The 13,959-nt window shown below is 62.2% G+C and carries 10 protein-coding genes; 3 read left to right on the top strand and 7 right to left on the bottom strand.

The genetic code is table 11. The features are described 5' to 3' along the window. A partial coding sequence (locus ASE71_RS34540; RefSeq protein ID WP_200964137.1) for a beta strand repeat-containing protein occupies positions 1 to 2,577 on the bottom strand: 2,577 nt, incomplete at its 3' end. 489 nt (positions 2,578 to 3,066) lie between these two features. Here ASE71_RS34540 and ASE71_RS34530 point away from each other — a divergent pair. Next, positions 3,067 to 3,993, top strand: a complete 927-nt coding sequence (locus tag ASE71_RS34530; RefSeq protein ID WP_244496904.1) for a transglutaminase-like cysteine peptidase — start codon at positions 3,067 to 3,069, stop codon at positions 3,991 to 3,993. A 60-nt stretch (positions 3,994 to 4,053) separates the two neighbouring features. On the opposite strand, the gene ASE71_RS34525 is transcribed toward ASE71_RS34530, so the two are convergent. The 5 genes from ASE71_RS34525 to ASE71_RS34505 form a co-directional block, all read right to left on the bottom strand. Beyond that, positions 4,054 to 4,662, bottom strand: coding sequence for a ribbon-helix-helix domain-containing protein (locus ASE71_RS34525; protein ID WP_060516591.1), 609 nt, complete (start codon positions 4,660 to 4,662; stop codon positions 4,054 to 4,056). A 3-nt stretch (positions 4,663 to 4,665) separates the two neighbouring features. Continuing rightward, positions 4,666 to 5,946 (bottom strand): HlyD family type I secretion periplasmic adaptor subunit, encoded by a 1,281-nt coding sequence (locus ASE71_RS34520; protein ID WP_060516593.1) that lies wholly within the window; start codon positions 5,944 to 5,946, stop codon positions 4,666 to 4,668. Positions 5,947 to 6,007: 61 nt separating this feature from the next. Beyond that, positions 6,008 to 8,185, bottom strand: a complete 2,178-nt coding sequence (locus tag ASE71_RS34515; RefSeq protein WP_060516595.1) for a type I secretion system permease/ATPase — start codon at positions 8,183 to 8,185, stop codon at positions 6,008 to 6,010. A 34-nt stretch (positions 8,186 to 8,219) separates the two neighbouring features. After that, a complete protein-coding gene (locus ASE71_RS34510) occupies positions 8,220 to 9,581 on the bottom strand; it encodes a TolC family outer membrane protein (RefSeq protein WP_082566420.1) in 1,362 nt (453 codons plus the stop codon). A gap of 448 nt (positions 9,582 to 10,029) precedes the next feature. Beyond that, the gene (locus tag ASE71_RS34505; RefSeq protein WP_060516597.1) at positions 10,030 to 10,791 is read right to left on the bottom strand and encodes a GGDEF domain-containing protein; all 762 of its coding nucleotides are present in this window, start codon (positions 10,789 to 10,791) and stop codon (positions 10,030 to 10,032) included. Between the two features lie 106 nt (positions 10,792 to 10,897). On the opposite strand from ASE71_RS34505, the gene ASE71_RS36165 reads away from it, so the two are divergent. Beyond that, entirely contained in the window at positions 10,898 to 11,038 is a 141-nt protein-coding gene (locus tag ASE71_RS36165) for a hypothetical protein (protein ID WP_156400729.1), read from the top strand. A 33-nt stretch (positions 11,039 to 11,071) separates the two neighbouring features. Here ASE71_RS36165 and ASE71_RS34500 read toward each other — a convergent pair whose 3' ends face one another. After that, positions 11,072 to 12,562 carry a PLP-dependent aminotransferase family protein gene (locus ASE71_RS34500; RefSeq protein WP_060516599.1) on the bottom strand — a complete coding sequence of 497 codons (1,491 nt, stop codon included), beginning with the start codon at positions 12,560 to 12,562 and terminating at the stop codon, positions 11,072 to 11,074. Positions 12,563 to 12,671: 109 nt separating this feature from the next. Between ASE71_RS34500 and ASE71_RS34495 the strand changes: the two genes are divergently transcribed. Beyond that, positions 12,672 to 13,904, top strand: coding sequence for a benzoate/H(+) symporter BenE family transporter (locus ASE71_RS34495; RefSeq protein WP_060516601.1), 1,233 nt, complete (start codon positions 12,672 to 12,674; stop codon positions 13,902 to 13,904). Positions 13,905 to 13,959 lie beyond the last annotated feature (55 nt).

The raw sequence follows: 13,959 nt of genomic DNA, 5'->3' as shown, positions 1-13,959 counted from the left end.
CGAAGTGATGACCGGTGCGTCGTTGGTGCCGGTGATCACGATCGTCACGGTCTGGGTCGCCGTCCCCCCGTTGCCATCATCGACGGTCACGTCATAGGTCTGGGTCAGGATCTGGCCGGCCTGAAGCGAGTCGAGAACGCTGTCGGCAATCTCGAAATTCCAGCCAACCTTGTCACCGGCCTGACCGACCGTCCCGAGCGAGAAGGTGCCGAGATAGCCGTTGCCACCTGCCGTGAAGCTGGCGCTGTGCTGATCCAGCGTATCGACGTCGGAAAAGCCGACCGTGCCGCCCTGCGTGTGCGTAACCGTGTTCTCGCCAGCGGCATTGTCGCCAATCTCCGCGACCTTGCCGCTCTGCGGGCCCGTCGTGATGACCGGGGCATCGTTCGTGCCGGTGATTGTGATTGTGACGGTCGTCGACGACCTATCACCATCTCCGTCAGTGATCTCGTAGGTGAACGTATCCGTCACCATCTGGCCCGCGGCGAGACTTTGCACACCGGCCGTCGCGTTGTTGAGCGTGTAGGTATAGCTGCCATCGGAATTCAGCACCAACGTGCCGAACTGACCGGCCGTCGAACCGCCGACCAGACCTGTTGTGCTCCCGAATGAAACGGACGTCACCGATACGCCGTCTGCCCCTGCGATATCCTTGACACCGTCCGTGCCGTTCTCATCCGCACCTCCCGAACCGGTCAGCACGTTGCCATCTGCAAAGACGGCGCCATCTTCGGACACGCTGTCCGTGTCGGCGGCAGCGACCGGCATGTCGTCAGAGACCGCGACCGTCACCGTGCCTTCGGCCCTGTCGCCGTCGATATCGGTCGCAACCACCTTGACCTGGCCAAGATTCGCAAGGTCGTCGGAATTGATGCCGGGATGGCTGGCGTAGTTGCCGTTCAAGGTCGCCGTTACCGTGGCGCTGTCGCCTGCGCGAACCAGGTCGAGCGTGACAAGCGTCGCACCGCCGGCCCGGCCAACGATCTGCGTATCGGAAACACGGTCCCAGACCAGCACGCCGGTCAGCCCGCTGGTGTCACCGAACGCAATCGTCGCGATCGCATCCGAACCCGCGACGAAGCCAATCGTGCCGCTGCTCGCCTCGGCGCCACCGACCGGCGTCGAGCCATTGGCAAGGTTCTGGTCATCGAGCGTCAGCGCTGCGGACGCGGCAAGCGGATCAACCGACGGACCTGCGCCGTCCACCACCTTGATCGTCTGGCTGTCGCTCGTTGTATCGTTGTCGCCGTCCCTGGCCGACAGCGAGAACGTCACGTCGAGACCGCCGGCATTGTTAAGATTGCTTGCTGCCGTGAACGACCAGGTCTTGTCCGCATTGACCGTCAGCGTACCCTCGGCGAGCGTGAAGTCCACCTTCTGGCCTGCGGTCAACGTCAGCGTTTGCGTGGTGTTGCCAACCGTCACGTCCACCGTGCCGACGCCGTCGGCACCTCCCGTCAGCGTCCAGTTGCCGGAAAGTGTCTGCCCTTCGGCAACTTGAGCCGTCTCGGGATTCGTGATGCCGATTACAGGAATGTCGTCAACGACATCCACGCGCAGCGTGGCCGTGCCGGTGGCCCCGTCACCGTCGGTGACCGTAAGGGTGAAGATATCCCGGTCCTGCTCGACATTGGCACCAGGGTTGACGCCCGAACTGGTGATGGCGCTCGTCAGTTCATAGGTATACTGCGCGACACCGGTCGCGGGATCGTAGGCCGTGATGGTGAGCACGCCGAACTGGCCCGCAACCGACTGGCCGACCAGGCCGCCGATGGGAAAGGTCCGGCCGTTGATCGTCAGGCTGGCGATATCGCCGGCACCATCCGGATCGGAGATGGTGAAGATACCCTTGACCGACGCGCTGCCGTCACCGGCGCGCGAACCGCTGGCGAGGCCCGCTTCATCGACCTGCCGGTCGCTGACGAGGATGCCGCCGGGGCCGCTGCTGCCGTCGGGAATGATCGACGGTGCGTCGTTGGGATCGAGGGTCGGCGGCAGAAGCTCGGTCGTCTCAAGCGTCGGAAACTGCAGCGCGGTCGGCGCCAGCAAGTTGATGACCGGTCCGGCCTCGCCGATATCGCCATTAGCCCCTGCGAAGTCGCCGCCGCTGCTCTGGTTCGACACAACGCTGATGCTGCCGTCCGGGCCGGCGGCGACGTTGATGCCGTTTTCTCCGAGCACCGCCACGAGAGTTTCGCGCGGGATTTCGGCGTCGCCGATCAGGAAGGTCGGGACCTTCAATGCCGCGTTGTGAATGGTGATCGTGGAGCCGTCAGGCTGTTCCAAAACGATATCGCTGCCAACGACCTTGATCTTTTCGATCGACGCGCCCTCAGGCAAATGCACGATGTTCGAAGCATCGGCGCTGACTTGCGTCGGCATGGGCGCTGTCTGGGGCACGGTTTCGGCGCCCTTCACAGGGGCACCCGTCGCGGGGTCGATGAGTTCCGGCTCTCCTGCGGGAGCGGCCTGCGCAACCAGGCGGTCAGCCTTGCCGTCGGGCGCGTTGCGGAATTCGATTGCCTCTGCCGACAGAGCTGCGGCGTCGTTGGAAATTGCGGTGCCTTCGGTTGCCATGGAAATACCCCTCGACCTTTGCGGGCGACGAAAACATCAACCCTGCGAGAGCGCAATCGGCACCGAAGAGCCTCACCTAAAACAGCATACTATATTATGCTAATACCCAAAATTGGTGACGTTAGTACAAATTTAGTATTTCTGGTCATCGGTCGGAAACCAACCCTGCTTTCGGATCAGCGCCGCGATGCTGCCACGGCAAAACGTGCGTCATTCAATGACGTGGACGTCTATATCGCCAGGTGCCAGCGCAAGCCTTTTCCGAGACAGGCGAATGTGATCGGCCACCGTCCTCATCAGCAAGGTCAGCAAGTCCACGGCGTCCCCGATATAGAAGTGGCTTGAGCCGAAAGAATACACAAGTATAAAATTTGAATAAAATTTTAGATAAAACGTATCTCTTCGAAACACTCTAAATAATACATACCGCTTTACCGGCATTTTTCTTTTCGTTCGTACAGTGTCCTCAAGAAACCGAGAGACACGGCGATGAATAAGACGCATTGGAAGCACGGCAGGAAATACCTGAAGACTTCGGTCTTCGCGATCGGCCTTGCGTCGCTTTTCGCAACGACACCTACGCAGGCTGGCCAACCGGCCGTGCTCGGCCCCGGCCTGTTGCATCAGATGGTGAGCCTGGCAAGCCCGCTCGCCGCCATCGCAACGCAGACCATCGACACCTGGTCAAAGCAGGCTTCCGAAGCCCTCCGGCGCCAGAACGTGCAGCAAGTGGCGCTGGCGACCCGCCCTGATCTCCGGCCCCAGTCGTCCGCACAGTCGGAACCATCCGCCGTTTTCCACTCGGTTGCGTTCCGGGTGTCAGCGATCCCGGTCGCCCGCAAGTGGAAGTCCGTCTACCCGGCAGTGGTGGCTGCGGACTTCAACGATTGCGCACAAAAGAGCGGTTGCGCCGCCCGCGACATTCTCGGCCAGGCGATCGAAAACGCTGATGGTCTTGCCTTTCGCCAGAAGATCAGCGGCATCAACCGGACTGTGAACCGGATCGTTCGCTACCAGCCGGACTCGGAAAACTACGGGGCCAAGGATTATTGGGCGACGCCGGACGAAATTCTTGCCCGAGGCAAGGGCGACTGCGAAGACTATGCCATTTTGAAGATGGCCGCGTTGAAGGCGGCGGGACTGCCGTCGGAGGCGATGTCGATCGTGGTTCTGCGTGACGTCAGGCGCAACCTATATCACGCGGTCCTCGCGATCACGACGAGCCAGGGCCACTTCATCCTCGATAACCTCAGCGACGAGGTGAATCTCGATACCGCCTTGCCGAGCTATCAGCCGCTGTTTTCGGTCAGCGCCGAGCGTTCCTGGATCCACGGCATCAAGAGCACCGGCGACAAGGTCGCCTCCGCCGCACCGCTTGCCGACGTCATGCCCGGAGAAGGCATCGCCGTTCGCTGACTGTGCCCGCCAGGCTCGACTTGGCTGACGGCCTTGTGGTTAGCAGCGACCACTACTCAGTCAACCGAGAATGAAGCCGATGATCACGTCCTGATCCACGAGCGGGGCGAGTGCAGCATTGAGCTTGCCGCGCGTAACCTGCCCCTGCACCCCGATGGTGAAGCCCGCCGGCTGCGGCTCGCCCGGAGCCGCTTTCAAGCGCTGGACCAGATCGACGAACTGAACGTCGAACGAAAGCCTCAAGCCACGCGCCGCCTGCGGCTGCTGGCAGCGCAATACGCGCGTCTGAACGAAGGAGAGAAAGGCCGCGTTGTAGGCGACGATGTGCTTGCTGCCCGTGAGCGCAAAAGCTGGCGACGGGCTGGCGCGTACCTGGCTGGCGACGGCCGCGAGGCTGCCGCGCTTTCTGGCCGTCTCAAGCTGATCATGAAGGTGGCGGGTCGCGACATAGCGCAGACGTGCGGTCAGATTGCCGTCGCCTTCGAGTTCCCTTTCGCAGGACGCAACGATATCGGCAAGCCGACAGCCATTCCGTGCGGCAAGCTCGCCCAGACAGTGCCAGTAGATTTCCTCGAGCTTGATGCCGCGGCGTTGACCGCCGACGGTAACGACACGGAACCGAAGCGCACTCATGTCCTCTTCATCTGCCAGAGGCGGCGTCTCGTTCATCGGTCAGCGCTCCCGCAGCGCTTCCTCGCGGGCCTTGTTGATCGGCTTCATCAGGTAGGCAAGAATCGTCTTCTTGCCGGTCATGATGTCGACCGAGGCAATCATGCCCGGCATGATCGCGTATTCGCGCCCGTCCTTCACGAGGGCGGCCATGTCGGTTTTGACGCGCACGAGATAGTAGGTCTCACCGCTGTTCTGGTCGACGAGGCTGTCAGCGCTGACGGTCTCGACAATTCCGCCGAGCCCCCCATAGATCGAGAAATCATAGGCAGAAATCTTGATCAGCGCCGCCTGTCCGGTGCGAACGAAGGCGACATCCCGCGGCGAAAGCCGCGCCTCGACAAGCAGCGTCTCCGACGTCGGAACGACGCCGCCGATCACCGCTCCGGGCGTCACATAGGCGCCGACGGTGTTGACATCGAGCGTATTGATGATGCCATCGACCGGCGAGCGAATGTCGGTATTGGCAACCCGGCTTGTGGCGCCGCGAATGGTCTCATCGATCACCGAAAGCTGCGAAAGCGCCTCGGTTTTTTCGGCCAGCGCCTCCTGCTTCAGTTGCAGCGAGAGCTCCGTCACCTGCAGCGACGCCTCCCTGAGCGCCGCCTCGAGTTTGCCGACCGATTCTTTCCAGAGTGCGAGCTGTCCTCTGGTGTCGGTCAGTTCCTTCTCGACCCGAAGCAGTTCGGTCTGCGCGACGAGCTTGCGCTTGCCCATCGGCGCGAGCAGCTCCTGCTCGCGCTCGGTCACCTGCATGCTCTCGCTCAGCCGGGTGATGTTGGCCTCCGCTTCCGCCAATTCCTGCTGGCGCTGTCCCTCACGGGCCTGCATCACCGACAGCTTGTTGTTGAAGTTGCCGGCCTTGGCCTGAAGCAACTGCTCCTCGTTGGCGCAGATTGCCGGGGCAACCTTGGCGATATCCTCGGGGCAGATGTACTTGCTGTCGTAGGCCCCGGTCTCCTCGAGTTCCAGCCGTGCGATCTGTGCCCGCAGCGAGCGGGCCTTGGCTTCGAGCTCGCCGAGCGACGAGCCGCTTGCCGTATCATCGAGGCGCAGGATCAGGTCGCCGCGGCGCACGACCTGGCCGGGCTGCACGGCGATCTCGCGCACGATACCGGGCTCGCTCGATTGAATGATCTGAGTTTTCGAGACGGGAATGACCTTGCCTTCGCCGCGGGCGATCTCGTCGACCTCGGCGATCGCCGCCCAGGCGACGAAGGAACTGATCAAAAGGCCGATCACCAACAGTCCAGCGCGCGCGGCCAGCGGCGGTTTCTCAGTCATCTCGGCGCCCTCCGAAACGCGGGGACCGGCATTGCTTCATCGTCATTTAGATAAGGGTGGATCATAGCCCCGTCCCTTCTGCCGGCCCGGCGGGACCGGAACGTCGCTGCAACTGCTCGATAACGGCAGCCTTCGGTCCGTCGGCGACGATGCGCCCTCGGTCGAGAACCAGCAGCCGGTCGACAAGGCTCAGCATGCTATGGCGGTGCGTTGAGATCAAAAGCGTGACGTCGCCGCTGAAGACATTGGAAAGCTTGTTGATCAACTCGCGCTCACTGGCGAGGTCCATCGCACCGGATGGCTCGTCCAGAAACACCACCTTCGGCTTGCGCAGTAGCAGCCGGGCAATGGCGACCGCCTGGCGCTGTCCACCCGAAAGCTGGGAACCGCGTTCGCCGACAGGCATGTCATAACCACGCGGATGATGCGAGACGAACTCATCGACGCCGGCCAGTCTCGCTGCCGCAACCACCTCTTCGTCGCTGGCGGTCGGGTTCGCCATCAGCAGGTTTTCCTTGATGGTCCCGGAAAAGAGGTCGGAATTCTGCGACACGAACGAGACGGCCGAACGGACGACGGAGGGGTGTAGCTGCCGAATATCGACACCATCGAGCAGGATGCGTCCGGCGCTCGGCGCGTAGAGACCGGCCAGAAGGCGGCCGATTGTCGTCTTGCCCGAACCGATGCGGCCGATGATGCCGACGCGCTCGCCCGCTTTGATCGTGACGTTCATACCGCTGACCACCTTGTGGTCCGTTTGCGGGTAAGCAAAGTCGAGATTCGTAAAGGTGATGCTGCCGTTGCGGATCTCGCGGTTGACGAAGCCGATCGTGTCCGGTCGGTCCTCCGGCTGCTCCATCACGGCATTGAGGATCCGCAGCGACAGAATGGCCTGGCGCAGTCGCGCCAGCGTCATGGCGATCTGCCCGAGCGGCGCGACGGCGCGGCCGGAAAGCATGCTGGCAGCAATGATCGCGCCGGATGAAATCTTGCCCTCGGTAAATTCATAGGCGCCGGCAACGACGATGCAGACCGTGACCAGCTGCTGCACGAATTGCGTCGCATGCGAGGCCCAGGAGGAAATCTCCTTGATCTGCTCGGACGTGTTCGAGGAATGCTTGGCGAGCTCGTTCCAGCGGCGAAGCAACTGCTTTTCCGAGTGCAGCGTCTTCACCGTCTCGATCGCGCTTATCGTTTCGACCAGCAGCGCCTGACGCTGGGCTGATTCATTCGACGCGGCGGCGACGCGGTTGCCGATCTTGTATTGCGCGACATAACCGATGAGGAGACTGAAGATGAAGGCGACCGCCGGGATAATGGCGATCCAGCCCGCCACCGCATAGACGGCTGCGATGAAGACGAAGACGAAAAGACTGTCGATGATCGTGCTGAGCGTGTTCGACGTGAAGAATTCCCGAACGAATTCGTACTGCATCGCCCGGTTGGCGTATTCGCCGGTCGAAGGCGGTCGCGACGCCATGGTCGCATGCAGGATCTTCTCGAACAGCATGTAGGAGAGTTTCAGGTCCGCCTTGCGGCCGGCATAGTCGATCAGCGCCGCACGCACAGTCTTCAAAAGGAAGTCGAAGAGAATGGCGGTGCTGATCCCGAGCGCCAGCACCCAGAGGGTCGCGATAGCCTTGTTCGGCAGGATGCGATCATAAACGTTCATCGTGAAGAGCGGGGCTGCAAGCGCCAGCACGTTGATGAAGAAGGCGGCGATCGCGACCTGCACATAGGCCTGCCAGAACGGCTTGACCGTGGCGGTCAGCCAGTGGCGGCGGTCGATGTTGCGCGCCTCGCCGACGCCGCGGCCAGTCGCGGTGTTGAGGTAGGTGGCCGAGAAAGACAAGGCGTAGGCGAGCCCGCCGACGTCAAGGTCGGACAGTGTGATCGGCATCTCGCTGGGCGCCGCCAGTCTGTTGGAGAGGCTCAGCGTGCCGTCGGGCGCCTCTTCAAGAAGAGCCATGGCACTGCCATCGCGAAAGACCAGCAGCAGAGGGTAGACGAAATCACGATTGCCGATCGCGCGCGCGGAAACGAGCTCCGTTTCCAGGCCGACCCGCTCGGCAATACGGGAGACGTCCTCGGCGCTCGGCAACCGAGGGTCGAAGGGCACGTCCGAATAGAGCACACTATCTGACGAGGGGCGGTTCAAGAAGATGCAAATCTCCTTGAACGCCTCGGAAAAGCCGGTCAGAGACGGGCCAATCTGCACATGCCTGTCAATGCCTTGCATTACCACCGGTTGTGTCCACCCTGACGAGGACTATTCATTTCTGCCGGATCGGCGCCAACAGGTCGAGCGGCAAGTCGTTCGTCTGGCGCGACGGCACACGACGATAGGTTTCCGTGGCCGGCGCATCCGGGACATTGAACTCATTGCGCGCATAGGCTTCCGCTTGCGCCGGCGCCTTGATCTTCATGGTCGGCAGCAGCTGGCCTGTTGCTGCCAGCAGCCGGTACTCGGCAAAAAGCGCGGCATACTGCGCGGTCTTTGCCAGAACGCTGACGTTGAAACGCGAATTCTGCGCGCCGAGCACGTCGAGCAGCGAACGCTGGCCGACCTTGAGCTGCTCGCGATAGGATTCGACGAGTTGCACGTTCATCTGCGCCTGCTGGTTCAGCGTGCGGGCGATGTCGTACTGGCTGCCGCGGCGCTCCCAGGAGATGCGCACGGCTTCCTCGACCTCGCGGTGCGCCTGATGGAAGACCAGGCGCTGTTCGCTTGCGCGGCGCATCTGCTCCTGCTCGTTGGCGACATCGATGCCGCCACGATAGAGATTCCACTTCGCGACGATCCGGCCCTGTGCGTCCCAGGTGTTGCCGGTCGAGCCGTCGATATCGTTGCCTGAGCGCACGCGGCCCTCGGCGAAGACTTCGGGCAGCATGTTCGAGCGTGCCGCCTTGACCTGCGAGTCCGCGACATTGATGTCGGAGTCGGCAGCCTTGATCCGCGGATTGTTGGTGCGCGCAATGCCGATCGCCGTCTCCAGTGTCTTCGGCAGCGCGCCGGCGACCGACTTCGGCATGGATGGATTGGTGAGGGGCTGTCCGACCAGGCGGTTGAAGCTGATCTTGACCGTATCGAAGGCCTCTTCCGCTTCCTGCAGGCGGGCCTTGGCCGCCAGCAGCCGTTCGCTTGCCTGCTGACGGTCTGCCTCGGTGAGAGCGCCGCCCGAAATCAGCGAACTGATATCAGACAGGATCGACTGGTGCACGCCGACGTTCTTGCGCGCTTCCGCAACGATCTGCTGCTGGAGAATATATTCGAAATACTCGCGAACGATCTGCAAGCCGATCGTCTCGGAACGCTCCAGCACCCGGAAGGAGGCGCTATCGACGCGCGCTGCTTGACGCTCGAGTTCGGCGCGACGGCCACCACCATCAAAGAGCTTCTGCGTGATGGTCAGCCCGACGTCGGAAGGATAGAGCGGATCGTTCTCGATCGAGGCAAGGCGACGGCTGCTGTCTTCGAGGTGGCGCACACCAGTCGATGCTTCGACGTCGACGCTCGGCAGATAGAGACCGCGCGCCTGCCGCAGTTCGAATTCGATCGCCTCACGGTTTTCGATCGACTGACCGATTTCCGGGTTCGATTCCATCGCAATCTGAAGCGCTTCCCTCAGCGTCATCGCTTCCGCAGCACCACCCGCAAACACCGTCGACGCGAGCAGAATAGAAAGCAGCCCGCCTCCAATAAATTTCCCCACTTTCAACTCTATCCCCCTCGCAATCAGTACGACATGCTGGTTAATCCAAACGTACGTCGCAACTGCCTTATTTATCGACAGATAATACAGAGGTAATATAAAGCAGGGACCAATTTTGGGGTGGTCCCTGGTAGGCCCAAGCTTTCGCACGGCTATGTTGCAAAAATGGAACAACGGTATTGCGCCGAAAGATTCCAGTAACCTATTGAATTGAAATAAGCTCCACGACAGTACTGCAGATGACAGGCAACCCTTTGCAACAGTGGGGCCCAGCGCAACACAACTCTAAAGCGGCAAACGAACTGGCCCTCAGCCGCCGCGAGCGATCGTTGCATACGACTCCGGCACAAGCAACGTTATCACCAGTCATTCACGCCAAAGGCAGGCGTACGAAATCGACAGGCCGGGTGCCCTCGCTGGCAACCATGACCGTCTCGGAGGCAGCTGCCCGGCGCAAGCGTTCCAGATCGACACTGCCATCGAACAAAGCTCCGCCGACGCTGAGTTCGAGGTCGACCTTGCTGCCATCGGCAGAGAAATGGGCGGACGACAGCGCCGTCGTCAGGCGGTTTGAGACATGTTCCGCATCCGTCTCCGTTGCGCCGACGAGCAGGACGTCGAAACTGGCTGGGCCCGTCCGGGCGACGATATCGTCGCGACGCACGGACGTGCTGATCGTCGAAGCGACGAATTGCAGCAGCTCCTCGCTCCAGGCCGGGCCGAAAGCAGCGCCGACGTCATCGAGATTGTTGATACGCAGATGAATGAGCGCGCCATGCAGCTCCTCGCCGGCGCTTTGGCGGCGGCGTTCGAGGCCATTGACCTGCTGTACGAGCCCGCGACCGGTCACGCAGCCCGTCGTGGCATCATGGGCGACAACATGATTGATCTGGTTGCGCAGGCGCTGCGCCCGGCGAAACTGCGTCGCTGCCACGACGATCAGTGGCACGCCCATCAGCAGGGAGATTAGCGCGGCACCGACCATGGCAGCCGCATAAGGCTGGTCGACCAGGGCGACCAGGCTGAGATAGACCAGGAGCTGGGCGAGCACGGCGAATCCAACAATGCCGCCGATGGCATATCGCGCGATCCGCCAATCTTTCTGCCCGTTGAACTGCACGTCTCTTTGCATGCCTCGCTCCCGATTCACGAATGACGATCGGTCTAGCGCGAGTTTATGGATTTTCCATTTCGATGGTACCTACAACTTTATGCAGTGCGCCGGTTCTCCGCAAAAAATGCACCAAAACGGGAATCGTTTTTCCGGCGTCTGCCCGGCGAGTGCGACGTTCGGTTGCTTATCGCTGCTCGCCTATCTCGACGCCGTCAAGCGCAGCAGATCTCTCGACACCTGGTTCCAGCTCGTCATCCAGGACTGAATGGCGAGCCGTTGGGGGCGACGCTTGGACGACCTATGACGTCGCCGCGGCCCGGAAGGCGCCAGCCAGCTTCCGCACCGCCCCCTCGATCTCGCTTGGCGTATAAGCGGCAAACCCCATGAGGAACCCGGGCTCGGGCTTGCCGCCGGCGTGAAGCGCGGACAATCCCATGATCTCGATCCCGACACGTCGTGCCGCATCGACGGCCGCGGCCTCCGAGATCGCACCTGTCAGCGCGCACGGCATCTGCAGGCCGCCATCGGGCACCCGCGCTTCAAGGAAATGCGGCAGATGTTTTATGACAAGCGTCGCCAAAAGGTCGAGCCGGTCGGCGTAGATGCTGCGCATTGTGCGCACATGGGCGCCGAAATGCCCGCCTTCCATGAAGCGCGCGAGTGTCATTTGCGCCATCGGAGCGGAGTGCCCGTCAAGCAGAGTACGCGCGACGGTCATCGGCTTGACCAGCTCAGGCGGCAGAACTGCATAGCCGATCCGAAGCCCTGGAAAGAGCGATTTGGTGAAGGTGCCGATGTAGATCGTCCGGTCGTGCGGATCGAGGCCCTGAAGGCAGGCCGTTGGTTTGCCGGCATAGTGGAATTCGCTGTCGTAGTCGTCCTCGAGGATCCAGGCCTGATGGCGGCTCGCCCATTCGATCAGCGCAAGGCGGCGATCGAGCGTCAGCGTGGCGCCGGCCGGGAACTGATGCGAGGGCGTCAGGAATACGGCCTTGACCTTGCGCGTCTCCGCCTTGATCTGGTTGACGGCGATGCCATGGCGGTCGACGCGGATGGGGACGCATTCGAGCCCCGCCGCATCGAACGCCTTGCGCGCGCCGTAATAGGCCGGATCCTCGATGAAGATGCGGTCACCGGGATCGAGCAGCATGTTTGCGCACAATGTCAGCGCCTGCTGCGAGCTGGTGAGGATCAGCACCCGTTCGGCCGTGGTACGGGCGCCGCGTTCTAGGTTCACATAGTCGGCAATGGCACGGCGCAGCTCCTCGATCCCTTGCGGGTCGCCGTGAAGCAGCGCCCTTCTGCCGGTTTCGCGCAAGACCTGCCGTCCGAGGCGCTCCCACAGCGCGAGCGGAAAAGTGCGCGTCTCCGGCACGCCATGGGCGAAGGGGCGGGGCAACAGCTGTTCACTGACGCCGCCGCTGCCGAACATGGCATTGCCCCGCCTGCTCAAAGCCGCTGCCTGGTTGGGCGACTGCGCGCGCCTTGGAGACAGGCGCCTGCCGGGTGCAAACTCCTTCACCTCGGCCACGAAACTGCCGCTCCCGACGCGACGGTCGATGAAGCCTTCGGCATGAAGCTGGCCATAGGCCGCTTCGATCGTATCGCGCGATACGCCGAGGGATTTGGCGAGCACGCGCGAAGCTGGAAGCGGCTTTCCCGGCCCAAGCGCACCGTCGAGGATCAACTGCCGGATCGCCCGCTGGATGCGCGCATGAAGCGGCATCCCAGCCTGGGCGGGCTGGGCAATCCATGCCTTCACGGACTCGAGTTGGGAATGCTTGAACAAATGGTCTGATCATCTTCAGAAAAATGGATGGGCATATCGGGCCAATGACTGGCTATTTGTCAACGCGGCTTGCCAGTCCTCCCCGAAATTTCAGGAGCCCCGATAGATCATGTCATCACATGTTTTCCCGTCATCCCTTCGCTTCAACGACCTTGCCCATCCCATTGTCGCGGGTCTGATCTCCGTCATCGTCAACTATGGCGGCACCTTCATCCTGGTCTTTCAAGCCGCGAAAGTGGCTGGGCTCAGCCCCGAGTTGACGGCTTCCTGGGTCTGGTCGGTCTCGATCGGCGTGGGAATGACGGGGCTTTGGCTGAGCTGGCGCTATCGCGAGCCTATCATCACCGCCTGGTCGACGCCGGCCGCAGCCTTTCTCGTCACTGCGCTTGCGACCACGCCCTATGCCGAGGCCATCGGCGCCTACATGATCTCGGCTCTAGCCTTCATCGCACTCGGGCTTTCGGGCTATTTCGAGAAGGTCATCCGGCTGATCCCGCCAGGCATCGCCGCGGGCCTGCTCGCCGGTATCCTGCTGCAGTTCGGCATCGGCGCGTTCGGCGGCGCAAGCGTCGATCCGTTGCTCGTCGGCCTGCTGGTTGTCGCCTACGTCGTCCTGAAGCGCTTCTCCGCCCGCTATGCCGTGGTCGGCATCCTCGTTCTCGGGCTCCTGTTCCTGCTCGCGGAGGGCCGGGTCGACCTGTCGGGTCTGAAGTTGGAGTTCGCGGCGCCCATTTTCACCATGCCGTTGTTCTCGCTGAACGCGCTGCTTTCGGTCGCACTGCCGCTGTTTCTCATCACGCTGACCGGCCAATACATGCCGGGAATGCTGGTGCTGCGGAATGACGGCTTCAAGACCAGCGCCAACCCGATCGTGACGACGACTGGCTTCGGTTCGCTGATCATGGCGCCTTTCGGCTCGCACGCCTTCAATATCGCGGCAATCACGGCGGCGATCGCAACCGGCAAGGAGGCCCACGAAGACCCCTCCAGGCGCTGGATCGCGGGTATCGCCGCGGGCTTTTTCTACGTGCTCGTCGGCGTGTTCGGCGTTACGCTTGCGGCCGTGTTCATGGCGTTTCCTGCGACCTTCATCACCACGCTAGCGGGCCTCGCCCTTCTCGGTACCATTGGTGGCAGCCTTGCTGCAGCAACAGCCGACCCGGCCTGCCGCGAAGCGGCGCTCATCACGTTCCTGGCCTCCGCCGCCAACATCAAGCTGCTCGGGATCGGCGGGGCCTTCTGGGGCCTGGTGATCGGCCTTCTCGCCTACATCGTTCTGAACGGCCGCCTACCGCAGCGTCGCGGGAGCAAGCTGCCCCTGAACGAAGGCACAGCGAAGTAGCAGGATGACCGGGTCCCGCCGCGTTTGGCGGCCTTCGTCGCTGATGAAGGCCCTA

Origin of the sequence: Ensifer sp. Root954, assembly GCF_001429005.1 — a bacterium.
Classification (GTDB): domain Bacteria; phylum Pseudomonadota; class Alphaproteobacteria; order Rhizobiales; family Rhizobiaceae; genus Ensifer; species Ensifer adhaerens.
Note: the sequence above shows the minus strand (reverse complement) of the source record. Positions and strands in the feature narration are given on the sequence as shown.

Coding starts and splice junctions, on each gene's coding strand:
- ASE71_RS34530 (WP_244496904.1), top strand. CDS start 3,067: ATGAATAAGACGCATTGGAAGCACGGCAGGAAATACCTGAAGACTTCG.
- ASE71_RS34525 (WP_060516591.1), bottom strand. CDS start 4,662: ATGAACGAGACGCCGCCTCTGGCAGATGAAGAGGACATGAGTGCGCTT.
- ASE71_RS34520 (WP_060516593.1), bottom strand. CDS start 5,946: ATGACTGAGAAACCGCCGCTGGCCGCGCGCGCTGGACTGTTGGTGATC.
- ASE71_RS34515 (WP_060516595.1), bottom strand. CDS start 8,185: ATGCAAGGCATTGACAGGCATGTGCAGATTGGCCCGTCTCTGACCGGC.
- ASE71_RS34510 (WP_082566420.1), bottom strand. CDS start 9,581: ATGACGCTGAGGGAAGCGCTTCAGATTGCGATGGAATCGAACCCGGAA.
- ASE71_RS34505 (WP_060516597.1), bottom strand. CDS start 10,791: ATGCAAAGAGACGTGCAGTTCAACGGGCAGAAAGATTGGCGGATCGCG.
- ASE71_RS36165 (WP_156400729.1), top strand. CDS start 10,898: ATGCACCAAAACGGGAATCGTTTTTCCGGCGTCTGCCCGGCGAGTGCG.
- ASE71_RS34495 (WP_060516601.1), top strand. CDS start 12,672: ATGTCATCACATGTTTTCCCGTCATCCCTTCGCTTCAACGACCTTGCC.